Source organism: Porphyromonas sp. COT-052 OH4946 (assembly GCF_000765965.1).
Classification (GTDB): Bacteria; Bacteroidota; Bacteroidia; order Bacteroidales; family Porphyromonadaceae; genus Porphyromonas; species Porphyromonas gulae.
In genome coordinates, this window is sequence record NZ_JQZY01000019.1 from 1 (window position 1) to 26,163 (window position 26,163).

The 26,163-nt window shown below is 50.2% G+C and carries 29 protein-coding genes and 1 tRNA gene; 15 read left to right on the top strand and 15 right to left on the bottom strand.

The genetic code is table 11. The annotated features are described in order from the left end of the window. Positions 1 to 154 precede the first annotated feature (154 nt). The 10 genes from rplS to HQ50_RS07935 form a co-directional block, all read right to left on the bottom strand. Positions 155 to 520 (bottom strand): 50S ribosomal protein L19, encoded by a 366-nt coding sequence (gene rplS, locus HQ50_RS07890; protein WP_018965269.1) that lies wholly within the window; start codon positions 518 to 520, stop codon positions 155 to 157. A gap of 198 nt (positions 521 to 718) precedes the next feature. After that, positions 719 to 3,007, bottom strand: coding sequence for a bifunctional (p)ppGpp synthetase/guanosine-3',5'-bis(diphosphate) 3'-pyrophosphohydrolase (locus tag HQ50_RS07895; protein WP_039417754.1), 2,289 nt, complete (start codon positions 3,005 to 3,007; stop codon positions 719 to 721). Between the two features lie 127 nt (positions 3,008 to 3,134). Then, complete coding sequence (locus tag HQ50_RS07900; RefSeq protein WP_012458509.1) at positions 3,135 to 3,680, bottom strand: 2-oxoacid:acceptor oxidoreductase family protein; 546 nt, start codon at positions 3,678 to 3,680, stop codon at positions 3,135 to 3,137. Positions 3,681 to 3,708: 28 nt separating this feature from the next. After that, the gene (locus HQ50_RS07905) at positions 3,709 to 4,473 is read right to left on the bottom strand and encodes a thiamine pyrophosphate-dependent enzyme (protein WP_013815155.1); all 765 of its coding nucleotides are present in this window, start codon (positions 4,471 to 4,473) and stop codon (positions 3,709 to 3,711) included. A gap of 16 nt (positions 4,474 to 4,489) precedes the next feature. Next, the gene (locus HQ50_RS07910; protein ID WP_039417755.1) at positions 4,490 to 4,669 is read right to left on the bottom strand and encodes a hypothetical protein; all 180 of its coding nucleotides are present in this window, start codon (positions 4,667 to 4,669) and stop codon (positions 4,490 to 4,492) included. Between the two features lie 20 nt (positions 4,670 to 4,689). Next, positions 4,690 to 5,772 (bottom strand): 3-methyl-2-oxobutanoate dehydrogenase subunit VorB, encoded by a 1,083-nt coding sequence (locus HQ50_RS07915; protein ID WP_039417757.1) that lies wholly within the window; start codon positions 5,770 to 5,772, stop codon positions 4,690 to 4,692. Between the two features lie 21 nt (positions 5,773 to 5,793). Next, positions 5,794 to 6,021, bottom strand: coding sequence for a 4Fe-4S binding protein (locus tag HQ50_RS07920; protein ID WP_004583469.1), 228 nt, complete (start codon positions 6,019 to 6,021; stop codon positions 5,794 to 5,796). Positions 6,022 to 6,254: 233 nt separating this feature from the next. After that, the gene (gene dnaG, locus HQ50_RS07925) at positions 6,255 to 8,276 is read right to left on the bottom strand and encodes a DNA primase (protein ID WP_039417758.1); all 2,022 of its coding nucleotides are present in this window, start codon (positions 8,274 to 8,276) and stop codon (positions 6,255 to 6,257) included. A 43-nt stretch (positions 8,277 to 8,319) separates the two neighbouring features. Next, on the bottom strand, positions 8,320 to 9,084 hold the full coding sequence (gene kdsB / locus HQ50_RS07930; RefSeq protein WP_039417760.1) for a 3-deoxy-manno-octulosonate cytidylyltransferase: 765 nt from the start codon (positions 9,082 to 9,084) through the stop codon (positions 8,320 to 8,322). Continuing rightward, positions 9,081 to 9,602, bottom strand: coding sequence for an NAD(P)H-dependent oxidoreductase (locus tag HQ50_RS07935; RefSeq protein ID WP_039429552.1), 522 nt, complete (start codon positions 9,600 to 9,602; stop codon positions 9,081 to 9,083). Before HQ50_RS07935 ends, kdsB begins: the two co-directional genes overlap by 4 nt. Before the next feature lie 1,345 nt (positions 9,603 to 10,947). Between HQ50_RS07935 and HQ50_RS07940 the strand changes: the two genes are divergently transcribed. The 10 genes from HQ50_RS07940 to HQ50_RS07985 all read left to right on the top strand — a co-directional run bounded on the left by HQ50_RS07940 (position 10,948) and on the right by HQ50_RS07985 (position 19,466). Continuing rightward, positions 10,948 to 11,532, top strand: coding sequence for a nucleotide exchange factor GrpE (locus tag HQ50_RS07940; protein ID WP_039429553.1), 585 nt, complete (start codon positions 10,948 to 10,950; stop codon positions 11,530 to 11,532). Positions 11,533 to 11,575: 43 nt separating this feature from the next. Next, positions 11,576 to 12,727 (top strand): molecular chaperone DnaJ, encoded by a 1,152-nt coding sequence (gene dnaJ / locus HQ50_RS07945; RefSeq protein ID WP_018965849.1) that lies wholly within the window; start codon positions 11,576 to 11,578, stop codon positions 12,725 to 12,727. An 88-nt stretch (positions 12,728 to 12,815) separates the two neighbouring features. After that, the gene (locus HQ50_RS07950; RefSeq protein WP_018965850.1) at positions 12,816 to 13,133 is read left to right on the top strand and encodes a metal-sulfur cluster assembly factor; all 318 of its coding nucleotides are present in this window, start codon (positions 12,816 to 12,818) and stop codon (positions 13,131 to 13,133) included. Between the two features lie 28 nt (positions 13,134 to 13,161). After that, positions 13,162 to 13,950: a UDP-2,3-diacylglucosamine diphosphatase gene (locus HQ50_RS07955; RefSeq protein ID WP_039429556.1), complete on the top strand. Its 789-nt coding sequence runs from the start codon at positions 13,162 to 13,164 to the stop codon at positions 13,948 to 13,950. 81 nt (positions 13,951 to 14,031) lie between these two features. After that, positions 14,032 to 14,526, top strand: a complete 495-nt coding sequence (locus tag HQ50_RS07960) for an O-acetyl-ADP-ribose deacetylase (RefSeq protein ID WP_026292338.1) — start codon at positions 14,032 to 14,034, stop codon at positions 14,524 to 14,526. Between the two features lie 365 nt (positions 14,527 to 14,891). Beyond that, positions 14,892 to 16,079: an aminotransferase class I/II-fold pyridoxal phosphate-dependent enzyme gene (locus HQ50_RS07965; RefSeq protein ID WP_018965853.1), complete on the top strand. Its 1,188-nt coding sequence runs from the start codon at positions 14,892 to 14,894 to the stop codon at positions 16,077 to 16,079. Positions 16,080 to 16,134: 55 nt separating this feature from the next. Continuing rightward, positions 16,135 to 16,758, top strand: a complete 624-nt coding sequence (gene udk, locus HQ50_RS07970; protein WP_018965854.1) for a uridine kinase — start codon at positions 16,135 to 16,137, stop codon at positions 16,756 to 16,758. 41 nt (positions 16,759 to 16,799) lie between these two features. After that, entirely contained in the window at positions 16,800 to 17,987 is a 1,188-nt protein-coding gene (locus HQ50_RS07975) for a glycosyltransferase family 87 protein (protein ID WP_039429558.1), read from the top strand. Beyond that, on the top strand, positions 17,974 to 18,684 hold the full coding sequence (locus HQ50_RS07980) for a glycosyltransferase (protein ID WP_039420624.1): 711 nt from the start codon (positions 17,974 to 17,976) through the stop codon (positions 18,682 to 18,684). The genes HQ50_RS07975 and HQ50_RS07980 overlap by 14 nt, the downstream gene beginning before the upstream one ends. Next, positions 18,672 to 19,466 (top strand): polysaccharide deacetylase family protein, encoded by a 795-nt coding sequence (locus tag HQ50_RS07985; protein WP_039429561.1) that lies wholly within the window; start codon positions 18,672 to 18,674, stop codon positions 19,464 to 19,466. The genes HQ50_RS07980 and HQ50_RS07985 overlap by 13 nt, the downstream gene beginning before the upstream one ends. 32 nt (positions 19,467 to 19,498) lie before the next feature. Here the strand turns inward: HQ50_RS07985 and HQ50_RS12645 are convergent, their stop codons facing one another. Further along, positions 19,499 to 19,669 (bottom strand): DUF1661 domain-containing protein, encoded by a 171-nt coding sequence (locus tag HQ50_RS12645; RefSeq protein ID WP_152569109.1) that lies wholly within the window; start codon positions 19,667 to 19,669, stop codon positions 19,499 to 19,501. Here HQ50_RS12645 and HQ50_RS12650 point away from each other — a divergent pair. Then, on the top strand, positions 19,638 to 19,712 hold the full coding sequence (locus tag HQ50_RS12650; RefSeq protein WP_369794177.1) for a DUF1661 domain-containing protein: 75 nt from the start codon (positions 19,638 to 19,640) through the stop codon (positions 19,710 to 19,712). The genes HQ50_RS12645 and HQ50_RS12650 overlap by 32 nt on opposite strands. A gap of 168 nt (positions 19,713 to 19,880) precedes the next feature. On the opposite strand, the gene hemG is transcribed toward HQ50_RS12650, so the two are convergent. From hemG to HQ50_RS08000, 3 genes are read right to left on the bottom strand one after another with little or no spacing between them, the layout of a single operon-like run. Beyond that, a complete protein-coding gene (gene hemG / locus HQ50_RS07990) occupies positions 19,881 to 21,281 on the bottom strand; it encodes a protoporphyrinogen oxidase (protein WP_039429563.1) in 1,401 nt (466 codons plus the stop codon). A gap of 3 nt (positions 21,282 to 21,284) precedes the next feature. Next, positions 21,285 to 21,710: a SufE family protein gene (locus HQ50_RS07995; RefSeq protein ID WP_039419233.1), complete on the bottom strand. Its 426-nt coding sequence runs from the start codon at positions 21,708 to 21,710 to the stop codon at positions 21,285 to 21,287. Between the two features lie 23 nt (positions 21,711 to 21,733). Beyond that, the gene (locus tag HQ50_RS08000) at positions 21,734 to 22,735 is read right to left on the bottom strand and encodes a M28 family peptidase (RefSeq protein WP_039420618.1); all 1,002 of its coding nucleotides are present in this window, start codon (positions 22,733 to 22,735) and stop codon (positions 21,734 to 21,736) included. A gap of 135 nt (positions 22,736 to 22,870) precedes the next feature. On the opposite strand from HQ50_RS08000, the gene HQ50_RS08005 reads away from it, so the two are divergent. From HQ50_RS08005 to HQ50_RS08020, 4 genes are all read left to right on the top strand, one after another. Beyond that, entirely contained in the window at positions 22,871 to 23,845 is a 975-nt protein-coding gene (locus HQ50_RS08005) for a hypothetical protein (protein ID WP_152566917.1), read from the top strand. 158 nt (positions 23,846 to 24,003) lie between these two features. After that, positions 24,004 to 24,774: a 16S rRNA (uracil(1498)-N(3))-methyltransferase gene (locus tag HQ50_RS08010; protein WP_039419237.1), complete on the top strand. Its 771-nt coding sequence runs from the start codon at positions 24,004 to 24,006 to the stop codon at positions 24,772 to 24,774. A gap of 23 nt (positions 24,775 to 24,797) precedes the next feature. Then, on the top strand, positions 24,798 to 25,688 hold the full coding sequence (locus tag HQ50_RS08015; RefSeq protein WP_039429569.1) for a TraB/GumN family protein: 891 nt from the start codon (positions 24,798 to 24,800) through the stop codon (positions 25,686 to 25,688). Positions 25,689 to 25,709: 21 nt separating this feature from the next. Continuing rightward, on the top strand, positions 25,710 to 25,895 hold the full coding sequence (locus HQ50_RS08020; protein ID WP_018965864.1) for a hypothetical protein: 186 nt from the start codon (positions 25,710 to 25,712) through the stop codon (positions 25,893 to 25,895). A 141-nt stretch (positions 25,896 to 26,036) separates the two neighbouring features. Here HQ50_RS08020 and HQ50_RS08025 read toward each other — a convergent pair. Further along, positions 26,037 to 26,109 (bottom strand) — tRNA-Pro (locus HQ50_RS08025). Between the last annotated feature and the right edge of the window lie 54 nt (positions 26,110 to 26,163).

Sequence of the window (26,163 nt, forward strand, 5' to 3'; positions counted from 1 at the left end):
AGCTCTTTTGTATCTGCTCAAAATAATAAGCGAAAAGCTAAGCGAGAGACCATCGATGAATGACTTCTCTCTTGCAAATGCTTTTTAAGGGATGACTATATACATCCTCTCCTTATGCGAGGAGCCTCCTCTCCCAATAATCGCTATCCGTCAATTAGTCTTTGGCAGGAAGAGCTACGCGACGCTCTTTGATACGGGCTTTCTTACCTGTCAGGCCACGCAGGTAATACAGCTTGGCACGACGTACCTTACCATACTTCTCAACGGTGATATTTTCAATGAAGGGGCTTTCGATGGGGAAAATACGCTCTACACCGATACCGTCTGAGATTTTGCGAACAGTGAAGCGCTTCTTGTCGCCATGGCCGCTAATGCGTATTACCACACCGCGGTACTTCTGGATACGCTCCTTGTTACCTTCCTTGATACGATATTCAACAGTGATGGTGTCACCGCTGTTAAACTTGGGATGTTCTTTTCCTGATTTGAACTCTTCGTTAACGATTTTAATAAAGTCCATTTGTATTGCTTTTTGGATTAGCTAAGTACTAAACGCAATATACACAGGTCGCACGTTATTTCCTGTCAGAGATTACGCAAAGCGACTGCAAAGTAACAAAAAAGCTTCCAATCGGCAAAACTCGCGCCAAAAACAGCACGAATTTACCCCATTGTGACACGGAACTAACGAAGATAAAAAGACAGACTCCCTCAGCTATCAGGATACGCGCCCCACGGACTGTACATATTTGTTCTGACGGAGGCGATGGCAAATTTTGAGCAGGTCGTCGGAGTTGTGCACGAGCAGATGGATTTGTCCTTCGAAAATACCATCCTTGGCCGTGAGCTGTATGTGCTTGATGCCGACGTTGAAGTCTTCCGAAATAATCTGTGTTACGGCAGTAAGGATGCCGGTGGAGTCGATGCCTTTAAGAGCCAGTTTGGCTTCGAACGAGGTGTGACTGTGCAGGCTCCATTCGGTGGAAAGAATGCGATTGCCGAAGCTGCTCTTCAGACGCATGGCGATCGGGCACGATCGCTTGTGCACCACGACGGTATCGTCATCGTTGATAAATCCAAAAGCATCATCACCCGGAATAGGTTTGCAGCATTCAGCGATCTGATAGTTGCGGGAGAATTCGTCCTCCTGCAGGATATAAGTCTTTTTGGTGTTGAAAGCTTTCTTATCCTCTTTCTCTGCCGGCTTGCCGGATGGAGAGGAGGTTTTGTTGCTTTTGCCCGCTTTCAGTGCCGAACGGATAGCCCTCATCAGGAAGTTGCCGCTATGCTCTCCCTGAAGCAGTTTCTTGAAGCTTTCGGGCAGAGATACCGTACCTGTACCGACAGCGTAGAAGAATGTTTCTCGATTGAGGAAACCGAAATAGGCTGCGATCCTATCCAAAAGTTCGGCAGAGACCATGGATTCGGATGTTCGGATAACGCTGACTACCTTTTCTTCCCCTCGATTGACCATCTCACGTCTTTTGCGTCGGAGGAAGGAATCCACTTTTGATTTGGCACGCGCTGTAGTTACATAGCGCAACCACTCTTCGGTGGGCTGCTGACTCTTACTCGAAAGTACTTCCACCTGATCGCCGCTATTGAGTACATAGCTGAGTGGAACAAGTTTGTGGTTCACCTTGGCACCGATACAATGATCTCCCAAATCGGAGTGAAGCGAATAAGCAAAGTCCAAAGCCGTAGCTCCCTGCGGCAGACGTTTGATCTCGCCTTTTGGCGTGAACACCATTACCTCGTTGGAGAATAGATTCAATTTGATCGTATCGAGAAAGTCCAGAGCATTCGGGTTCGGATTTTCCAGTATTTCCTGTATGGTACTGAGCCATTTCTCCAGTTCCGAATCTTCCTCCACGTTGTCGCCCTTGTATTTCCAGTGGGCAGCGAATCCTTTCTCTGCAATGTCATCCATCCTTCGGCTACGGATCTGGACTTCCACCCACTCGCCATCCGGACCCATGACCGTCAGGTGGAGTGCTTGGTATCCGTTGCTTTTGGGATTGCTGACCCAGTCGCGAATACGGTCGGGACGATTGCGATATATATCCGTGATGGCCGAATAGATCTCCCAGCAGCGGTTTTTGTCGGGGACGGTAGCTGAAGATTCGAATATGATTCGCACCGCGAAAAGGTCGTAAATCTCTTCGAAAGGAACCCCTTTCTTTTCCATTTTCTTCCAAATGGAATAGACGGATTTGACCCTCGCCTTCATCTCATAGGACATGTCCATGCCGGCAAACCGTTGTTTGAGCGGGGCCGCAAAATGTTCGAATAGCTCTAAACGATGCTGCTCGGTGATGCGGATTTTCTCCTTGATGGCTTCATATTCCTGTGGATGCTCGTATTTGAAACTCAAATCTTCCAGCTCGCTCTTGATCGCGAAGAGCCCCAAACGATGCGCCAAGGGAGCATAGACGTACTGCGTCTCGCCTGCAATCTTCATTTGCTTGGCCGGAAGCATGGAGTCCAGTGTACGCATATTATGCAAACGATCGGCAATCTTGATGAGGATAACGCGGATGTCATCATTCATCGTCAGAATCAGCTTGCGGAAATTCTCGGCCTGTGCGGAGCTATTGCTAAAGACTTCACCGGATATTTTGGTCAGGCCGTCGACGATCTGTGCCACCTTCTCTCCGAACATGTCGCGCATATCATCCACGGTGTACTCCGTATCCTCCACCACGTCGTGCAACAGGGCACAACAGATGGACGTGGATCCCAACCCTATCTCCTGACATACAATCCGCGCCACGGCAATAGGATGGAGGATATAAGGCTCCCCGCTACGTCGCTTGGCACCGGCATGAGCATCCTTGGCCAAGTGGAAAGCCTTGTCGATCTTTTCCACTTTGCGACGATGGTTGGAGTTCAAATAGTCTTGAATCAACAAAGAGTATTCCCGCTGTACGAGGGCTTCTTCTTCGCTGATCGAGACCTTGTTTTCCGTTTCTATATCGGGATTCTTTGCACTCACGTTTGGCTCCATAATCTATTTTCAATCTACAATGTGGTCTTATTATACAAATGTAAAAAAAAGACCGTGCCGAAAATGATATTCCGGCACAGTCTCTTTATTGTATATGTGTTGATCGAATTAGATTGTCTCTTTCGGATCAGTGTATCTGTTTGATGATCTCCATACCGCGTTGGATGGCTTGCTCGTTCATCGGGATGAGTTTGTGGTGACGTTCGGGCAGTGTCTTCTTCAGACCCTTGATCACACTTTCGATCTTAACCATCGGAGCAACCTTGAGAACACCGCCGAGGACAATCATGTTGAATGCCTTTTGGTTACCCATGCGGAGCGACTCTTGTGTAGCATCCACTTCATAGATTTGAATATCGTCGCGCTTATTCTTGAGTACGATGCTGTCCGGATCGTAAACCAAGATACCGCCTTTCTTAACGCGCGGCTCGAACTTATCGAGCGAAGGCTGGTTCAGTACGATCACAATGTCGTATTCATTGAGAACCGGCGAGCTTACCTGTTCGTCGCTCACGATCACCGTCACATTCGATGTACCCCCACGCTGTTCGGGTCCGTATGAAGGCATCCAAGATACCTCTTTGTCTTCCATCAAACCGGAGTAAGCAAGGATCTTACCCATTGAGAGGACACCTTGTCCTCCGAAACCTGCAATTACAATTTCGTAAGTCATGATACTTTTCTTTTGTTTGAATGGGAGGTTAGTCGATATTCTTAAGATCTCCCAGAGGATACTGTTTAGCCATGTTCTCCATCATCCAGTCATTGGATGCTGCAGGGCTCATCTTCCAGCCAGTGTTGCATGTAGAAACAACTTCGACAATAGAAGTACCCTTTCTGTTCATAGAGTTTTCGAATGCCTTCTGGATCATCTTCTTCGTCTTGCGAACAGCTGCTGCGTTGTGCACGGTCTGGCGCGTTACGAGACAAGTACCATCGAGCAAAGCAAGCATATCGGCAATCTTCAGCGGATAGCCGTTCAGCTCTACGTTTCTTCCTTGAGGGCAAGTAGCCGTAGCCATACCTTCAAGGGTAGTCGGGGCCATCTGACCTCCGGTCATACCGTAGATACCGTTGTTGATGAATATAATGGCGATGTTTTCTCCTCGGTTGGCTGCATGGATGGTCTCGGCTGTTCCGATGGCGGCCAAGTCACCATCGCCCTGATATGTAAATACCAGCTTAGACGGATTCAGACGCTTTACTGCCGTAGCCAGAGCCGGTGCGCGGCCGTGGGCAGCCTCTTGCCAGTCAATATCGATGTAGCGATAGGCGAATACTGAGCATCCTACGGGAGCGATGCCGATAGTTTCTTCCGTCAAACCCATTTCTTCGATTACCTCTGCGATGAGTTTGTGTACGACTCCGTGGCTACAACCCGGACAATAGTGCATATCCGTGTCGTTCATCAAAGTCGGCTTAGCGTAAACCAGGTTTTCCGGTTTGATAATATCGTTGATTTCCATTGTGATAACTGTGTTATTAGCGTTTGAATGAACTGATGAAATATCCCGTCACCCTGACTGCTACAGCTGCAAACCCCGGTATCAGATACAGCCACCTCTGCTCTGTCTGTCTGTAAAACAGGAACATGGCCACCGTAAGTACCAGCAGGAGATAGAAGGCTATCGTCAGTATGCCGTTGACTTTCTTGAGATCCATTCTCGGACTATATTCTCTACTTATTTGATTACTTTCTCTTTGAGTGCTTGCAGAATCTCATCAGGAGAGAAGAGCATACCGCCCATACGACCATAGTGCTCTACGGGAACCTTGCCGTTTACGGCCAAACGAACATCTTCTACCATCTGACCGGCATTCAGCTCTGCCACAAGGAAGCCTTTGGCACGATCGGCCAGCTTGGCGATCTCTTTGGTCGGGAACGGCCACAAGGTAATCGGACGCAAGATACCTGCCTTGATACCCTGCTCGCGTGCGAGCTGTACCGTTTTGTTGCAGATACGTGCAGAAGATCCGAATGCAACGAGGATATAGTCGGCATCTTCCGTCTGATACTCTTCGTAGCGAACTTCATTGGCTTCGATCTCTGCATATTTCTTTTGGAAGCGGAGATTGTTCTGCTCCATAACCGCCGAATCAAGCTCGAGAGAGGTAATGATATTCGGCTGACGACCTCCCTTGCGACCGAGAGTTGCCCACGGGCATTGCTCGCGGATTTCGTCTTCGGTACGACGCTTTTTGAACGGAGGCAATATCACCTTTTCCATCATCTGACCGATGATACCGTCGGAAAGGATGAGTGCAGGATTGCGGTACTTGAATGCCAGCTCCAGTCCGAGGCCAACGAAGTCGACCATCTCCTGTACGGAGTTGGGTGCCAATGTGATCAGACGATAGTCACCGTGTCCGCCACCCTTGACAGATTGGAAATAGTCGGCCTGTCCGGGTTGGATCGTTCCCAAGCCGGGGCCTCCACGCATAACATTTACAATCAAGCAGGGCAATTCGGCACCGGCACAATAGCTCACTCCTTCTTGCTTGAGACTCATACCCGGGCTGGAGGAAGAGGTCATCACCATCTTGCCGCAACTGGCACCGCCATAAACCATGTTGATGGCAGCGACTTCGCTCTCTGCCTGCAAGACAACCATACCGGTCGTATCCCATGGATGCTCCTCCATGAGCGTTTCCATAACTTCAGACTGCGGAGTGATAGGATAGCCGAAGTAGCCATCCACACCGTTACGTATTGCTGAGTGTGCAAGGGCTTCATTGCCCTTCATCAGCCTTATTTCTTCTGTCATATTTTTTCTCTGTTTTTTTTGTTACAATTTCACTTTGTACACCGTGATACATGCATCCGGGCATACCGTTGCACAGCTGGTGCAGCCGATACAGCTTTCGGGATCTTTCATATAAGAGTAATGATAGCCTTTGTCATTGACTTCATTCGGGTGTAGCTCCAGCACTTTTGTCGGGCAAGCCACTACACATAGATTGCAACCTTTGCAACGCTGGGTATTAACGACCACAGCTCCTCTGATTTTTGCCATTATAGTTATCTTTTTAATAAGGACTTCGAATACCTAAAAGTGAGTAATCTTGACGCCCCAAAGATAGGTATTCTTTCCCTCCTGATACCTATAAAGGCGGTTTTTTCGATCGTTCACGTCCTTTTTGTGCCGGGAAAATGTTCTTTAGCATGTTTTGACCTCGTGCCGTTGTGACGAAGTCGATCCGACACAAGATTCTTTCAGGTCGAAGTAGCCCATATTATCCCTGTCAATCAGGGCAATACGGTGCGATCCCCCAGACGACGCGCCAACTCGCTTTTCATTTCGTTCATGCTGCGCAGTTCGTTCATTATTTCTAATTGCAACTCGATGTCGCCGGCTTTTTGAGCTTGTACGATTTCTTTCTGCAAAGCACGGATTTGTACCTGAATAAAAACATTTTTGATGGTGAGAAGTTCGCGTTCCACTCGCATCTGAAGGTCTTCTTCCGCATTGCTCTCCTCCCCTTTTCCATAGTGAATACGGCTCAAAGCATAGCGATCGGTCAGTAGCTCGACCGCAATATGACTGATCTGTGCATTGGGGTGATCTCTGAAGTACTTGGCTGCTACAAAACCACTGTCGAACGATTGTTCGGCAGCCTCATCGAGAATCTGTCTGAACACGTCGGTGCCAATATCTACTCCATCCGCATTCAAGTCCGATTTGATGTAATAAGCCAAGGTGACCTCCGATGGAGTCTGCTTTTCCGCTCCTTCTTCATGCCTGTATATGAGGAGTTTTCTTTCGCCATGGCGAATGATCAGACGGAGCAGTTCCTCTTCATATTTGGCCGGATAGCAGGGTTGCCCCACCTCTGCCGAACGAGTATCGGCTGGAGTTTCGGTACTATGGTCTTCCGCGCCTACGGGGTTGTCCGAATCGTTTTTCCTCTCAGAAGTAATCGCCGGCTGTTGGATGGTGGGTTGTGGGGCGGAGTACGTACTCCCGCGGAACCTCATCTTCTGGACTTCGCGAGCCAATAGCCGCTCATCCATACTGAGGGTTTGCCCTGTTTCTTGGACATAGACACGGCGTGTGATGTCGTCGGGGATCAGAGCAATACTGCCGATAATGTCGGTAATGAGCTGTGCTCTTCGGATGGGGTCACGCTCCATGTCGCTCAAGTAGAGCTGTGTCTTGAAGCGGATAAAATCCGTTTCATGCTGCTCGATATACTCCTCGAACTCCGCTACGGTATGATTGCGGGCAAAACTGTCAGGGTCTTCTCCATCAGGCAGGAGAACCACTTTCACGTGCATGCCTTGCTCCAGTAGCAGGTTGATACCACGCAGAGCTGCCTTGATCCCGGCTGCATCACCATCGTATAGAACTGTGATATTCGAGGTAAAGCGGTGTATCTGGTTGATCTGCTGCTGTGTCAGAGCCGTTCCGGAGGAAGCCACCACATTTTCGATGCCGGACTGATGCATCGAAATGACATCCGTATAACCCTCGACAAGGAAGCACTTGTCTCGGCGAGCAATCTCTTTCTTGGCCAGGAATAGCCCATACAGCTCTTTGCTCTTCGAGTAGATGATGCTTTCGGGAGAATTGACATACTTGGCGGCCTTGTCTTTCTTCCCTAAAATTCTTCCTCCGAAGGCTACGATCTTGCCGCTTACGGTCTGTACGGGGAAAATGACTCGTCCACGGAAACGGTCGTGTAAGGCCTTGTTGTCTTCGTATCGGATGGAAAGCCCTGTATCGACCAAGTATTCGGGCTTGAACCCTTTTCGTATAGCTTCGTCACTGAGAGCCGACCTCTCTTCGGGTGCATAGCCGAGCTGGAACTTCTGTACGGTCTCCGGACGAATACCTCTTTGGCGGAAGTAAGTCATCCCGACGGTCCGGCCTTCGACGGTATTGAGAAGGTTGTTCTTGAAGAAGTCGTTGGCAAACTCATTGAGGATAAACATGCTTTCTCTATCGCTCTTGAGTTTCTTCTCCTCATCGGTCAGCTCCCGTTCGTGAATCTCGATCCCGTATTTACGCGCCAGATAACGCAGGGCATCGCTATAGCTGAGCTGTTCGATTTTCATGATGAAATGAACAGGCGAACCTCCTTCGCCACAGGCGAAGCATTTGCAGAGGTTCTTTGCCGGCGATACGGAGAACGAAGGATTGCGATCGCTATGGAAAGGACACAAGCCGAGGTAGTTCACGCCACGCTTGCGGAGCGAAACAAAGTCGCTTACGACCTCTACGATATTGGCCGCATCGAGTATCCTCTCTCGAGTCAGATCGTCAATCATCTCATCCTATATATTCTATATTATATATAGTGTCGCAGATGCGTCATTCCATACCCAGCGAACGGAGATAGGATATGGCCTTGTCCATATCCTCCGGCGTATCGATTCCTATCGTGCTCTGCTGTGTTTGCAGCACTCGAATCCGGTAGCCGTATTCCAGCCAACGAAGCTGTTCGAGGCTTTCGGCTTGCTCTGCCGAGCCTTGGGGCAGCGAGGTGATCTCGCGGAGGACGGCCGGGCGAAAGGCATAGATCCCGATATGCTTGTAGTAAGTATGCCGGCGGCACCAAGTGTCAGGCTCTACCCCCCTGAGATATGGGATAACGGAGCGGCTGAAATAAAGGGCATAGCCTCCATGATCCAATACGATCTTCGGGCTGTTCGGATTGTCCAATCGCTCGAAGCTCGTGTCAGGCGAGAAAACTTCTGCCAACGTAGCTATATCGGTTTCCGGTTTGTCGAAAGCCGAAATCAGCAGGTCGATCTGTTCCTCCCGGACAAAAGGTTCATCGCCTTGCAGATTCAGGACGATCTTTTCTCCCCGACCTACTTTGTCGAATGCCTCCCGACAGCGTTCCGTACCGCTACTGCACTCGGGGGACGTCATCACCACCTCTCCTCCGAAATCCTCCACGGCCTGACGGATACGCTCGTCATCGGTGGCTACGACGGCTCGGGGGACGACACCGGCTATTCGCTCATATACCCGTTGGATCATCGGCTTGCCGAGCATATCGGCCAGTGGTTTGCCCGGGAATCGGCTGGAAGCGTATCGAGCTGGGATGATGGCTATTACCTCTGTATTCATTCTCCTTTGATAAAGCGGAGATAGGCTTCGCAGTTGGCCGGCAGCATTTCCGGCAGGCGAGGATTGTAGGAGTCGTAGCAGGCATGGTAGCCGGTGAATCGAGCACGCAGGAAAGCAGCTATTCCGTCGAATACATTCAGGTAGCTTCGCAGCGTATGGCACTGCTGTGCTCCTTCGGCAAAAGCCGATTCGGGCGATCCACAGGAGACTGCCGCGCAGATTTCTTTACCCTCCATCTTGTCCCCACCGGCGCCGTAAGCCCAGCCGTCGGTGAAGACCTCATCCATCCACTTCTTCAGCAGATAGGGGGCTGCATACCAATAGAGGGGGAATTGGAAGACGATGCGGTCATGAGCCTCCAGCAGGGCCTGCTCATGTGCTATATCGATTTGTCCGTTCGGATACTGTTCGTAGAGGTGGTGGATAGTGGCTGCACCCTCGATGGCTTTGGCCCAAGCCTTGTTGATAACGGATTTGGTCAAATCGGGGTGAACGACTATTACGAGCGTTTTTTTCATTTTTTGAAAAGGGTATTATAGTAGTATGACGAATCCCCAAAGGAGAAGTCTCGAACTGTAAAGAGGTCTCATTTTGGGACTTCAAAGAAACGATTTATAAGCCAAAAAAGCAAGGTTTTCCCCGCTGTGTGTTGTCTGAAAAGTATGGTATTAGCTTTGTGGTCGACAAAGAACCATCAGTCGCTCCGAAGTGTCTATGAAGGTGTCCGAAATCCATCTTATCGGATGCATGAGGGCCTTCGCTTCTCTATGAAAAATACGCGCCAAAAAACTTTTCAACACCGAAGAAGTGTTTAGAATCATTCCAAATAAGCACCAGAAAGGAAGAGGTTTTCGAGATGAAAGAGATGGTTAAGCGAGTCTTGGGAAGGCGTAACCTGCTTTCTATAAGGTGGAATTGCCATTTATATATAAACTATTTTCGATTTGTATATAGATCGTTTCCTATTTATATATAAATCGTTTCTAATTAATATATAGTTCGAAAGTCATTTGTATATAAATCAGAGTGTCCAAAAAGCTTTTGTAGAAGGCTATAAACAAAGAGGCACCCGCCAAGTTTATAAGAAACTTCGCGGGTGCCTTATCTTTCGAGTCCCCGAATGAGGGGCTGCTCTTGTTTATTTGCCTGAGGCTATTTCTCCTCTATTCAGATGCTCCGAGGTCGAATATAGCCGTTGAGGTGAGAATACTGACCGGAGTCGGCCTGTAGTCGGTTGTTTCTGTGTTTATAATTTATTGTCATTTAGTCGTTTGTTAAAGCATTTTCATTCTTTCGAAAGCTCTTCGGTAGCGAGATTCAGCTTCCCATCACAGCCTCTATCGGGGAGCAAATATAGCGAAAAGTCTAAACCACAAGGAATCGTAATTGCTGCTCTCCAGGGCAATCGTATTTGAACTGTTAACACACTTATAAACCTAACGATTGCTACGTCCGGTTATCAAAACAAGTACGCATTAATGTACTAGAGTCCCAAATTATAGAAGAAAGAGGCCAAGGATACNCCTAACGATTGCTACGTCCGGTTATCAAAACAAGTACGCATTAATGTACTAGAGTCCCAAATTATAGAAGAAAGAGGCCAAGGATACAGTATAAACTTTGAAATGCGATGGCCCGGCTGCTCTCGCAAACTGGTAATAGCGTCAGAAAATCAGCTTAATTTGGGTGATTTTCTGAAATCAACATGATTCGGGTGTTTATTTGTTCGGAGCCGTCAATATAAAGGTGGAGCGGTTTTTGTAGTTAATACAGTGTACATTTGTGTCGATAAAGGGTGAATAACCCTTTTCGACTGCATCAACATGCTGGTAATGAATGAAATAAAAAAGTGAAAGCAATATAATGAACAAGCAAAAAAACAATCGCGAACAAACGCCTCAGCCCGAACAGGATATCGAAAGGGACGAACAACTGACAAACAGTCACGAAAATGACCTCGGCAATACCTCTGCAACCGAAGAAGAGGACAAGGTGGCAGACCCGGTGGAGGAACTCACGGCTCAGCTGGCTGCCCTTAACGACACCCATTTGCGTTTGATGGCAGAGTATGACAACTACCGCAAACGGACACTCAAGGAAAAGAGCGAGCTTATCCGCAATGGCGGAGAAAAGGTACTCGTGGATCTGCTGCCCGTGATCGACGACTTCGAGCGCGCTCTCAACAATTTGGGCGACATGTCGGAGCCTGCCGCTATCAAAGAAGGAGTGGAGCTGATCTACAGCAAGTTCATGGACTATCTGCAGAAGCAGGGAGTCAAGAAGATAGAAACCGCAGACCTGCCATTCGATGCCGACCTATGCGATGCCGTAGCCATGATCCCGGCACCCTCGGCCGAGCAGAAAGGTAAGGTAATAGACTGTGTGAAGACGGGCTATACGCTCAACGACAAAGTGATACGTCACGCTCATGTGGTGGTGGGAGAATAAATCCCCCATCGACGAATCGGAGCAGAACGAACAAGGATAAGAGATGGCAGAAAAAAGAGACTATTACGAAGTCCTCGGTGTGTCGAAGAATGCCACCGATGATGAACTGAAAAAAGCATATCGCAAGAAGGCTATCCAATACCATCCGGACAAGAATCCGGGAGACAAGGAGGCCGAAGAGCACTTCAAAGAGGTAGCCGAAGCTTACGACGTCCTGAGCGATCCGCAGAAGCGCAGTCGATACGACCAGTTCGGACATGCCGGATTGGGTGGAGCTGCCGGTGGAGGTTTCGGCGGAGGCGGTATGTCCATGGAGGATATTTTCAGCCGCTTCGGTGATCTGTTCGGCGGATTCGGTGGTTTTGGTGGATTCTCCGATATGGGCGGCGGCAGTCGCAGACGCGTTCGCAGAGGGTCTGACCTGCGTGTACGAGTGAAGCTTTCTTTGGCCGATATAAGTAAAGGTGTGGAGAAGAAAGTGAAGGTGAAGAAGCAGGTAGTATGCAGCAAATGTCGTGGCGATGGCACGGAAGATGCTAATGGCAAGACTACCTGCCAGACCTGTCATGGATCCGGCGTGGTTACGCGCGTGAGCAACACTTTCCTCGGAGCCATGCAGACCCAGAGTACCTGTCCCACTTGCCACGGAGAGGGGGAGATCATCACGAAGCCATGCTCGAAGTGTAAGGGTGAAGGTGTGGAGATCGGCGAAGAGGTGATCTCATTCCATATTCCTGCGGGTGTAGCCGAGGGGATGCAAATGTCCGTGAACGGCAAGGGAAATGCCGCGCCCCGAGGAGGCGTGAATGGCGACCTGATAGTCGTGATCGCCGAGGAGCCGGATCCGAATCTGATCCGCAATGGCAATGATCTGATATACAATCTGCTTATATCCGTTCCGTTGGCTATAAAAGGAGGCAGTGTGGAAGTGCCGACGATAGACGGACGAGCCAAGATCCGCATCGAGGCGGGGACACAACCGGGCAAGATGCTGCGCTTGCGCAACAAGGGGTTGCCCAGCGTAAACGGCTACGGTACGGGAGACCAACTGGTGAATGTCAATGTCTATATCCCCGAATCGATCGATGCCAAAGATGAGCAGGCTATCGCAGCGATGGAAAACTCGGACAGCTTCAAGCCTACCGATGCCGCTCGTAAGGACATAGACAAGAAATACAGGGAGATGTTGGATTGAAAGACAACACCGCTGTATGGCACTTGACCTGACAAAGGCTGCCGGCATCCGGTAGCGATGCAGTTTGACAAACGAAGTTTTTTGAGCGATGAACAACGAATTTTTGCAGATAGAAGAGGATATTGTTCGCATGTTGCGTACAGTATACGACCCCGAAATACCGGTCAATGTGTACGATCTGGGGTTGATATATAATGTGGATGTAGGAGCCGACGGGTTTGTTACCGTCACCATGACGCTGACGGCACCGAATTGTCCTGCAGCGGACTTCATCATAGAGGATGTTCGCATGAAGGTGGAAAGCGTGAAGGGCGTCAAGGGGGTAAAGATAGACCTGACCTTCGAACCCGAATGGAGTAAGGACATGATGAGCGAGGAAGCCATGCTGGAGCTTGGATTCCTCTAAAAACTTCGGCTCCGAATCGAATTCCCCCATGCGTTCCAAGATCTACTTTACCAGCGATGCCCATCTCGGTTCGCGCCATCATGCCGATCCCATGGCTGTGGAGAGGCGTTTGGCTGCTTGGTTGGAGCGTATTCGCCATGAGGCCAAGGCTATCTACTTCATGGGTGATATGTTCGACTATTGGTTCGAGTATCGGTATGTGGTGCCTCGTGGCTTCACACGTTTCCTCGGGAAAGTAGCCGAATTGAGCGATGAGGGGGTGGAGATACATTTCTTTGCCGGCAATCACGACGTATGGCTGACGGATTATTTGACCCAGGAGCTGGGTGCTCATGTCCATATGCATGGCATTACGGTGGAGTTGTCCGGCAAGCTCTTTCGCTTGGCGCATGGAGATGAGGAGTATCGGTCTGTGAAGCGTTCGTACGACTGCATGTACCGGCTCTTCCGCAATCCGTTGGCACGCCTCCTTTATGCAGCCGTGCATCCTCGCTGGACGGTCGGTTTGGCCTATGGCATTTCACTGAAAAGCAGACGTAGCGGAGAGAAGCGAAAGACACTCGGCAATATCCCCCACGCCTACAGCAATGACTACTTCGATATAGAAAACGAATGGCTGATTCGCTTTGTCAAAGAGCATAGTACCCGACATCCCGAAGTGGATTTCTATATTTTCGGCCATCGGCATATGCTGGTCGATATGGCATTGCGCGACGAGAAGCGTGTCCTGATCCTTGGCGATTGGATTCGGTACAACTCCTATGCCGTTTGGGATGGTACGACGCTTGTGCTCGAATCCATGGAGGGCATGGAATAAGCCTTCGGTATCAAGGTCGGGACCGGCTGCTTGATAAAACACGACATCACGCCCGTTCAGGGCATAAACGAAAATAGCACTATGGGAAAGATAACAATCACGGTAGGCGATATTACTCGCTTCGAAGGGGATGCCATTGTCAATGCGGCGAATCATACCCTTTTGGGTGGTGGGGGAGTGGACGGAGCCATTCACCGAGCAGCCGGTCCCGAACTGCTGGAGGAGTGTCGCACTCTCAACGGTTGTCCTACGGGAGAAAGCAAAATAACGGGAGGATACAATCTGCCGGCGCGATACGTTATTCATACCGTAGGCCCTGTGTGGCATGGCGGACAACAAGGAGAGCCGGATCTATTGGCTTCCTGCTACCGTACATCGCTGTCCATAGCCTTGGACAAGGGGTTGAAAACCATTGCCTTCCCCTGCATCAGTACCGGCGTTTACCGTTATCCTAAGCATCAGGCTGCTCGCATTGCTTTGGCCACTATCGAGGAGATTATTGCAGATCGCCCCATCGACGTCACTATCGTGTGCTTCTCGGAAGCGGATAAGGAGTTTTATATCGCACAGGACTGACGCGTAGCTCCTTGACATTCTCGCAAGATCTCCATCGAAAAGCCTTGCGGTATACTCTGCCTTCTTCTCTCTTCTCTTTTCAGCCCGCTCTCATCCCCAAGGGATCTCTCCTGAGACCCCTTAGGGATCCCCTCCATGACCCCTAAGGGGTCTCTCCCGACACTCCTCAGGGATCCCATAGGAGACTCCTTAGGGGGCTCAGGAGGGACTCCTAAGGGATCGTCCCGATACTTCTTGATGTCTTGGGAGAAGGCTTCCCAAAGAGACTTTTCCTATCCTCCTCTCTGCACGCTTGCCCTGAATCTGTGCTGTCAGCGTCCCGTTTTTTTTTACATTTGTGCCTAATAAGCTAACTCTTGAGGCGAATGGGAAAATTGTTACAGGATAAATTGGCTCAATATACCGAGCCGCAAAAGGCACAAGCCGCAGGTATTTACCCTTATTTCAGAAAAATCGAAAGCGATCAGGATACCGAGGTCGTTATTGACGGTCGTAAAGTCTTGATGTTCGGCTCCAATGCTTATCTGGGTCTGACAAACCACCCGAAAGTCAAGGAGGCAGCTATCGAAGCTACGAAGAAGTACGGTACGGGCTGTGCCGGCTCTCGCTTCCTCAATGGGACGCTCGATATTCACCTCGAACTGGAAAAACGGCTGGCCGAGTTCGTCGGCAAGGAGGATGCCATCAGCTTCTCTACCGGCTTTCAGGTAAATTTGGGCGTTGTCTCCTGCATCACCGGCCGCGAGGATTATATCATCTGGGACGAGTTGGATCATGCTTCGATCATCGAGGGTATTCGCCTTTCGTTCAGCACGAAGCTGAAGTACAAGCATAATGATATGGGCTCTCTGGAGAAGCGACTCCAGCAGTGCGATCCGGACAAGATCAAACTGATTGTGGTAGATGGTGTCTTCAGTATGGAGGGCGATGTCTGCAATTTGCCCGAAATCGTTCGCCTCGCCAAGCGATACAACGCCAATGTGATGGTCGATGAAGCTCACGGTATCGGTGTGATGGGCGACCATGGACGCGGCGTCTGCAATCACTTCGGTCTGACCGACGAAGTGGACTTGATCATGGGTACTTTCAGCAAATCTTTCGCTTCGCTCGGAGGATTCATTGCAGGCGATAAGAGCGTTATCAACTACCTGCGCCACCACGCCCGATCCTATATTTTCAGTGCCAGCTGTACGCCGGCCTCTACGGCAGCGGCGGCAGCTACTCTGGACATTATGCTTAGCGAACCGGAGCGTTTGGCCCGATTGTGGGAGCTGACGCACTACTCATTGAACGCGTTCCGCTCTCTCGGCTTTGAAATAGGCCACACATCGACACCTATTATCCCGCTTTTTATCCGCAACAACGAGAAGACATTCCAAATAACCCGAGACGCTTTCGAAGAAGGGGTATTTGTCAATCCCGTGGTCTCTCCGGCGGTAGCTCCGTCCGACACCCTTATTCGCTTTTCGCTCATGGCTACGCATACGAAAGAGCAACTCGACTTTGCCATCGAAAAGCTGCATAAGGTATTCAAGCAGAATGGTGTCCTGTAAGTGTAATGAATGATAACTGCGTGTTGCGACACGCCCTTTTGGAGGAGGGATGGTAATGAATACGACGATAATAGGAGTAGCCGGCGGAAGTGCTTCCGGCAAGAGTACATTGGTGAAAAAGCTCTGTGAGGCTTTCGTGGAGGAAGATGTACTTGTGCTCTGTCATGACTACTATTACAAGGCCAATGACCACCTTTCCCTTGAGGAAAGAAAGAAGCTGAACTACGACCACCCCAATGCTTTCGACACGGACATGTTCGTCCGAGATATTCTCTCCCTGAAAGCAGGCAAAACGATAGAGCGCCCTGTATATTCTTTCGTAGAGCACAATCGTCTGAAAGAAAAAGTAACCGTCCGTCCTGCCAAAGTAATCGTGCTGGATGGAATCCTGATATTCGAAAACAAAGAGCTGCGGGATCTGATGAATGTGAAAGTATTCGTCGATACCGATGCGGATATTCGTTTGGCGCGCCGCCTTGTACGCGATGTCCAAGAACGGGGACGCAATATGGATTCGGTATTGGCACAGTACTTCAGTACGGTGCGGCCTATGCACGAGGATTTTGTGGAGCCATCCAAGCGGTATGCCGATCTGATCATTCCCGAAGGTGGATTCAATTCGGTGGCACTCTCCCTCCTTGTCGAAAAAATCCGATCAGTGATCCGCAAGGAAGAATAACAGCCGATCCTCCGATCTTTCTCCCAAAAACCAAAATCTTAATGCGATTAAAACCGAGGCTTTCTTTCCAAAACAGCATTCCTCTATTGTGGTGGATAGCTGCCATCGTATCTGCCATTACGAAAGCGGCTCCGCACAGGCACAATAATTATACCATATTCCGCTCCTCTTTCTATCATTTCTCCCGACATCAGTCGCTCTATTCGGCCTATCCGGCAGAGCATCACGATGTCTTTCTCTACGGCCCTGTCTTCCCTATCCTTTTTGCTCCTTTTGCCCTTTTGCCTTCCTTCATAGGGATGCTGCTGTGGCTGTGCTTTTCGGTTGCCGGATGTCTTTGGGCTGTCAGCCAATTACCCACGAGCGAAAAGAAAAAGGCTGCCATCCTGTGGATTGCTTTCCTTGACCTGTACACGGCGTTGTGTATGCAGCAGTTCAACATCCTCATAGGAGCATGTATTCTGCTCAGCTTTGCTTTTGTGGAAAAGAAAAAGGAATGGGCAGCAACGCTTTTCATCGTTTTAGGGACTCTGACCAAACTGTATGGTATCGTCGGATTGGCTTTCTTCCCCTTTGTGAAAAGAAAAGGCCGCTATTTGGCTTGGCTTTTTGCATGGTTCGGTCTGATCGGTATCCTGCCGATGCTCTTTGGAGGAGGCTCCTATGCTCTTGAACAATGTGTGGATTGGTTTGCCAGCCTTGGCACGAAGAATGGGGAGAATCTGTTTTCCCTGTATCAAAATGTCTCCCTGCTCGGAATGGTTAGGAAAATGACCGGCAGTGCCGGCTATTCCGACTTGCTGTTGTTAGTACCCGGACTTATCCTGTTCGCTCTTCCTTTCCTCCGATTCAGTCAGTACAAGGCTCCACTCTTCCGAATGAGTATTTTGGCTTCGACCCTGCTTTTCACCGTTTTGTTCAGTACCGGTAGCGAATCGAGTACTTATATCATAGCCTTGTTGGGCGTCGGCATTTGGTTCGTGCATCGTCCCAAAGGGAAACCCGATCGGCTGGATATTACACTCTTAGTCGGAACACTACTCCTCTCCTCTTTGTCTCCTACCGATCTGTTCCCGGCAGCTCTTCGCAAGAATATCGTGCTTCCATACGCCTTGAAGGCTCTATTCCCGACCTTGGTTTGGATACGGTTGAGTATAGAGTTGCTTTGCACGCAGTATCTTCCTACCCAAGCGGACACATCCTCCTCTTTGGCTTATGATCAGAATTGATGTGGTACTGCCGGCATATCGTCCCGGTCAGGGATGGGAGCGAGAGACTATATCTCGCTTGACAGCCTTGTCCGATAGTATGCCGGACGTGACTTTCCGCATATTCATCGTACCCGATGGGAGCAATGAAGGCCATTCTGACGAGGTACGCTCGCATTGGGCTGCATCGCGATGGAAAGTTGTCTATTGCGACTACGCCAAGAATAGAGGAAAGGGCTTTGCCGTCCGCTATGGCGTGGCGCAAACCGATGCACCTTTCGTGCTCTATACGGATTATGATCTGCCGTTTACTCCGGACTCATATAAACAGGTGATAGAAGCCCTTCTGGAAGGTGCAGACGTTGTTATATCCCGTAGAGAGCCGGAATCTTATGGGAAAAGGATTCGCTTTAAGAGGAAAATGCTTTCTGACTTTTCGCATTTTGTAAACAAATTCTTCTTCCTCCCAACGACGGATACGCAGGGAGGACTCAAAGGATTCTCCTCAACGGGACGTTCAGTTTTCCTCCAAACACGGATAGATAGTTTCCTGTTCGATACCGAATTTATCTGTCTGGCGAAGAGAAAAAAAGTGCGTATAGCAGTCGTCAGCGGTTCCATTCGTCCCGACATCTCTCTGTCGGTAATGAAAGCCAAGACGATCCTTCGTGAAGTCTATAAAATCCCCAAACTGATCAGAGCAAGATGGTTCTCTTGAGTTTCGATATTGAGGAGTTCGATGTGCCGATTGAGCAGGGATATAAAGACTTTCCCTTGGAAGAACAGTTGCGCATCAGTCGCCAAGGGACAGAGGCCATCCTCCATATACTGAAGAAAAAAGGCGTTCGGGCCACCTTCTTCAGTACCGTCACTTTCTGGGAGTCATTGCCGGAGGATCTGCGAAAGAGGATCTACTCGGAAGGGCACGAATTGGCCTCTCATGGAGTGTTTCACTCCTCTTTCACCCAAGAGCACCTTGCCGAGTCTCGTCAGAAGCTCGCTTCTCTGTGGGGTGGTACCGATGTCTGCGGTTTTCGGATGCCACGCATGATGCCTGTTGGCGATGCGGAAATAGCCCAAGCCGGGTACTTGTACAATTCTTCGCTCAATCCGACTTGTATCCCCGGCCGCTACAATCATCTCTCTGCTCCGAGGTTACCCTATTTCGACAAGTATGGAGTCTTGCAGATGCCGAGTTCGGTAACGCCTCTATTGCATTTCCCTCTCTTCTGGCTTTCCCTCCACCATCTTCCCCTCAGCCTGTACATCAGGATGGTTCGCCACACTGTTCGGCGTGATAGTTATCTCAATCTTTATTTTCACCCGTGGGAGTTCGCAGAGATCGGCTGTTTACCCGGCTGCAAACTGAGCTATACGGTTACTCATAACAGTGGCGAAAAAATGTGCCACAGACTGGAGGCTGTGATCGATACTCTTCTTGCCGATGGTTGTTCTTTCGGCACTTTCTCCGATTACTACCGTTCTCAAAAGCAAGGCTGATTCGCTCAAAAGCGAGGCTTGAGTACTGTGAGTCAAGGACGAGATTGACTCCTTATTTTTTTCCTGCCGACTCTCCATTCTTTCTTCTGCCGTATCCTGAAAAAGCGGAACCGAAATCGGACAAATTGCGGAACGTGATTTCGAGGATTTACGCGCGAGATTGTTTTCGTTCTGGCGCGTAAAAAATTTACTTCCCGAACCAAAACGAAAAAATTGTCGCGCCACGTTTTTCAGAACGCCAAATAGCTATTTTCTCGAACGTAACGTATACGGTAGGGGAGCAGTAGTTTGCTTGGCTTGTTGGGCTTATGAATTAGTCCGGAAGATATGCGTTGGATTATATAGAACAGGGTGAAAAGAAATACCGGCCGATTGGGGTGTAGCTCGCGGTGAGGGAAAAAGCGAATGCCCTGATCAGCCTTTGGCGGCTCGTTCGGCGATAGCTGTCTCTTCTATGATACTTCGAGCCATTTCCACACCCTGTGAGATACGATGTGCCATACCTATGCCCCCACGCATATTACCCCCTAAATGTAAGCCCGGCCAGCGCATTTCCATTCGGCGGATGATGTCCAGCCGAAGTTCCGTATCGGCGTAGTACTGCGGTATGGCATGGCGGTGGCGTGAGATGTGCAGCATATCCGGCTTGCAGGTGTGAGGTATGTGCAGCATATCGCGTAGCTCTTCCATTGCAATCGTGCTGATCTCCTCATCGGAAAGGTCTATGAGCGAAGCACTCCGCACCCCGCCCATGAATATGGAATAGAGCGCGCCCCCCTCGGGTGCTCTGCCACGGAAACAGTCCGAAGGGAACAAGATGCCGAGGATGCGACGATTTTCCCTTGAAGGGATCAGGCAACCAAAAGCCGGCAGGTGTGTGGCAACATTCCGGCGGAAGCCTACGGCAACCTCTATCATGGGGGCATAATAGAGCTGCTCGAACACGGCTGATTCATCCGTCGGGAAGTGGTCGAATAGCGTGGGAATGTGGCGCGCTGCCACCGTGCTCACCAAGTGGCGGCAAGGAATGGTGTGCTCCTCTCCCGAAGCATCCGTATAGGTAAGGCCGAAGGTGTGTGCTCCCGGGTGATTGATGTATCGGATTTGCGTTTCTGTGAGGATGTGTTCGCGTCCGATATAGTCCGTCAAAGTTTCGATCAAGACACCCAGCCCTCCTTGCACGGAAAAGATCTTGCGGGAGGCTTTGCGGTCGCGTTCGCTTCGTGGCTCTTTGGCTTTTCGGATGGCACCGAGCACGAAGCTGCCATATTGCTGCTCCAGATCGTACAATTTGGGCAGGGCAAAGCGAGTAACCAGTTGGTCGGGATCTCCGGCATAGATGCCACCGAGAAAAGGATCGACTGCGTAGTCCACAAAACTTTTGCCCAGACGGCGACGAGCCAAGGATCCGACCGTTTCATTGGGCTGTCCGCCCCTCCGGCGAAAGGGTTCGCCGAGGATGCGCCATTTGTCCCATAGGGAAAACAAGGGTGTACTGACAGCCTCGGCAAAGTTCCGTGGGAGGGGATGCAGTCTGTCGCCTTTCCATATCAGGCGGTTGGCGGCTGCGGGCGTGGCTATCTCAGGTTCCAATCCGAGCAACTCGAATAGCTCGGCTACTTCCGGTGAGGAGATCGTGCCGGTATTCGGCCCTGTTTCGAAGACAAACCCGTCCTTTCGGAGGGTGCGTATCTGTCCGCCGATATGAGCTGACTGCTCCAAAACCAGAACAGGCCTGCCGGCAGCTCTGAGGAAAGCTGCTGTGGTCAGGCCGGTGAGTCCGGCTCCTATGATGACGGTCAGATGTTCATCCATGGCTCAGGCCTCCCCACCTTCGAAGGCAAGGGCATAGAAACGCATTTGCTTGAGCATCGAGACGAGGCCGTTCGAGCGCGTCGGTGAGAGATGATCTTGCAACCCTACTTCGCGAATGAAGTAGAGGTCGGACGAAATGATGTCCTTCGGTTTCTGATCGTTCAGTATCCGTAGCAGTAGGGCGACTATCCCTTTGACGATGAGGGCATCGCTATCGGCGCGGTAGTGTACCTTACCGTCTTGCAGGGAGGCTGCTATCCATACGCGACTCTGGCAACCTTCGATAATGTTCTCCGGCACCTTGTCCGCAGCGTCCAGTTCGGGTAGGGCACCGCCCATATCGATTAGCAGTTGATAACGGTCCATCCAGTCATCGAAGGCGGAGAACTCCTCGATGATCTGATCTTGTATTTCGTTTATACTTGGCATGGGGTAAGCTAATGAGTGAGTAGTCAGTGTGAAGCGGCTTTCGCCTGTTCGTCCAAATATCGAATGACTGTTTCGCCCACGGCATCGAGTACATTTTTGTCGATGATCTGCATATTGTCCCTCTGGGTATGCCAGTGGTCGCCGAAGCCATGTTCGTTTTTGGACGAGTAATTGATAATATCGATGCAGGGAATCCCCAAATTCTTGATCACAGGTACATGGTCGTCCGTCAAGGCCCCTCCATCGGCTTGGATGAAGTAGCTGCCGTATCCCAATTCGGCTGCCGTCTGCCATACGGCAGAGATCAACCCCGGGGCATAGCTCTTGGAGAAGTACTCCCAATAGAACGTAGCTCCTTCGGCACCAACCATATCCAGCAGGATGCCGGCTTCGGCTTTGTAACCTGCTACGTGCGGATTGCGACTCCAATACTGTGATCCGAGACACCACGATTCGTCATCGCCATAGCTGCCGTAGTCCTCTGTGTCGAAGAATACGATGTCGATGCCCATGCCCGAATCCTTCTGTTGTCCCAGATAGCGTGTTATTTCCAGCAATACGCCTACTCCGCTGCCGCCATCGTCCGCACCATCGAAAGTCTCTGTGTGCATAGCCGGATTGGCATCCTGATCGGAGGCCGGCCGGGTATCCCAGTGAGCCATCAGCAATATGCGTCTCGTGGCTTCGGGGTGGTATGAGGCTATGATATTGCGCATGGGCAGCATGGTGCCATCGTGTGCCTTGATGTCGGCTGTCTGCTCTTGCACCGTGGCTCCAAAGCTGCGGAGCGTAGCCACGAGCCAATCGCCACAGGCTCGATGCGGAGCTGTGCCGGGGATGCGAGGGCCGAAGTCCACCTGACGCTGCACGAAGGTGTAAGCCGAGTCGGCCGAGAAGAGATCGGCTTGCACCGTTTCGGCCTGTTCAGCCCGATCGTCTTGGGTGTCGCTTGTATTATTGCCGTTGCAGGCAGATAGTGTAGCGGCCAGTAAAATGGCTGCTCCTGTTGTTATCAGTCTTTTCATATCGTTCTTTCCCTGATAGTGCAGGGCAAAGGTGGGGAATTTTGACGAATTGCCGTTCGTAAATTATGAATAGGCACACAATTTTTATATCTTTATGACGCATCGTCAAACCAATCCTAAAAAAATGAAAGGTTTATGAGAGCCAAGTACTTAATTCTATCCGCGGTCTTGGGTGTCGGGGCTGCAATCTCCCCTTTGTGTGCTCAGCAATCTGCCACCGAAGAGCATCGTACGGCACCGGCTCCGAGATCGGGGCAAATCCCACTTGTTTCCGTGGGCAATAAATGGAACGTGGTTCACAAAACCGGTGCAGCCGGTATGCCCGATATTATGCATGAGAAAAGAACCTATGAATACAAGGCCGTGGAGACGGTTGTAATCGATGACAAAGCATATGTACGTATAGATGTGCTCCCGACGAATGCCGAAGATCCTGTATTACCCTCGATCTCTATGCGAGAAGAACCGGAGACGGGAAAGGTGTTCCGCGTCTTTGGAAGCAGCGGCGAGTACGAGGTGTTCGATTATAACCGACCCGTTGGGCAAGTCTTCAAGGACTACACGTTCCAACTCATACCGGAGGTGTCATTTATCATTGCCAAAATCGAGCAGCAAGAGTTTGCAGGGAAACAAAGACGTTTCTATTACATCAACGGTTTCTATGATGGAGAAGATCCTTATGCGTCTAACATACACTACGTATGGATCGAGGGTATAGGCGACACACAGGGCTTTGACCCCTATCCTCTGGGGATGGACGGAGGTATCCCGAACGAATTGATCTGTTTCGAGGATAGCGAAGGCAACAGCTACGTCAAGTATCCCGAGCAGGGGTGCGTGATCCATCAAGTACCGGCTGCTATGCAGGAGGCTCTTCAGCAGGATAGCCCGTATCAGATTACATGCGAAGGCGACGTCGTTCGCATCCTTTGCCCGAGCGGATCGCAGTCCAATACGATACGGATCCATTCTCTGTCCGGAGCATTGCTGCGAGAAGTTGTCTCAACCGCGAGAGAAGTGACGATTCGGTTGCCACGCACGCAGCTTGGAGGGGAGGCTGTAATGGTGAGCGTGAATGACCGATTTGCACGGAAAGTCAGACCGCAATAAGCTGTCGGCTATATCCTTTGGGATAGAGGAGGGGTGCATCGGAGAAGAATCCGGTGTACCCTTTTTTCGTTTCTTGATTCGCCATTAGCACTGCCGATAGTTCTATTCGGTAGGAATGGACTACTTTTGGTACAGAAACTATGGTAGAATGATTCAGTATGTCCCTCCCCTTATTCTATGCTCCCGATATAGAGCAGTCCGACAGGCTGCCTGACGACGAAGCCGGCCATATCTTGCGCGTCCTGCGTATGCAGGCAGGCGATCGTCTCCGTCTGACCGATGGGCGAGGTTCGTTCTTCGATGCGGTCATAGAAACTGCCGATCGCAAGAGCTGTTATGTAAGCGTGTGCGGACAGGAGTCGTGGCAAAAACCTTGGCGAGGCAGAATTACCATAGCTATTGCCCCCACCAAACAGAGCGAGCGGATGGAGTGGATGCTGGAGAAGTTAGTAGAAATAGGGGTGGACGAAGTGGTCTTTATCGAATCCGAACATTCCGAGCGTAGACGTATCAAAGCGGAACGCTTGGAGCGCATCGCAATTAGTGCGATGAAGCAGTCGCTCAAAGCCTCCTTTCCCGTGATTCGAGTCAATATCCCGATACAAACCGTAATAGCCGATACTTCGAATACGGCCGTTCGCCTTATCGCTTATGTGGACGAAGCCGTTCGAGCCGAAATAGCTAAAGGCCGAGGCTATCCGTCGGATTTCTACCGCGCAGGACAGGATGTGCTGATTCTGATAGGGCCGGAAGGAGACTTCTCTCCGTCTGAAGTGGAGTCTGCCTTGCTTGCCGGATTTGCACCCGTTTCTCTTGGAGAGAGTCGCCTGCGAACGGAAACGGCCGGTCTCGTTGCTTGCCAGTGGATACATACACTGCAAGCCTGTTCCCGCCCTGCTTCCAGATTGGAGAATGATGTTATTGTATAACCCCTAACGACATTGATACAATTATGAAGAAGACAAGACAAACGATTCTCTTTTGGCTCTTTCTCCTCATCGGTTACTGTGTCTCTGCACAGGAAGTCGGCAAACGCAATGTCATCCTGTGGGAAATTTCCGGAAACGGGCTGACCGAACCGAGCTATTTACTCGGTACCTGTCATATAGTGCCTTATACTTATACGGATAGTATCTCCGGCTATAAGGATACATACGCGTCTGTCCGTCAGGTAGTCATCGAGCATGACGTTCGTCCCGAATCCCTGACAGCCTTGATGCCGCGCCTGCAAGCAAACATGATGCTGCCGAGCGATACCACTTATGCCATGCTTTATTCTCCTGAAGAGCTACAGGAATTGAACCAATTCCTCAAATCCGCCGGTATGGGTTCTGTGGATCAGATACCCCTCCGCCCCTCTATCCTCTCATTCTTTATCAGTCTCGGATTAGAATCTATGCGTCTCCAAGGGCAGGAGCCGATGGATGTAGGCGTTGTCGTTCATGGACTCGCTGACGGAAAAGAGGCGGTATTTTTCGAAACGCAGGATGAGGCTTGGGATGCTATGCAATATCTCCTCTTTTCCAAAGGCCTGAAAGAGCAAGCACAAGACTTGCTTAAGACAATTCGAGATATGCAAAAGAAGCAGAATCCTTTAGTAAAACTTGTCAGTGACTATAAGGCTCAGCAGATAGAAAGCGTGTTCGAAGGTCAATATATGACACCTCAGGATATGGAGCGTTTGGTCTATAAGCGCAATGCACGATGGATGGAAAAGATACCGGCTCTACTGTCTGCAAAGCCCACTCTCATAGCTGTAGGAGCCGGCCACCTCATCGGCGCAAAAGGACTGGTACAGGAACTTCGCACCCGTGGCTACAAACTCCGCCCCTTTTCACTTTGATAACAACAACGACATAAGAAAATGAAACTCCGCAAATCACGCATTACACGCGTCATCACTTTTCTGATATTGCTCATCTTCGTGGCCGGTATAGTCGCCTATTTCCTGTTGCCTAAGCCGGAACAACGTCAGATCGTCCTGATGGGAGGTGCATTGCTTGTGCTGAATTTGCTGCTGATGCAGTTCTTTTTCGGCAAAAACATGTAGGCTTTTCCCTCCTGATCTTATCAGTCCTAAGACTAAAATACACTCAGAGAAAGTGCTTTCTGTTGGGGCAATAGAAAGCACTTGCCTTGCTGTAAATAAAGAAACGCCGCCAATAATCCCGAAGGAATATTGACGGCGTTGTCGGGATGAGAAGACTCGAACTTCCGACCTCCACGTCCCGAACGTGGCGCGCTACCAACTGTGCTACATCCCGATAGCGGACGCAAATATAGCAATTATTCTTATTCAGTAGCGTTTTTTCTCTCTT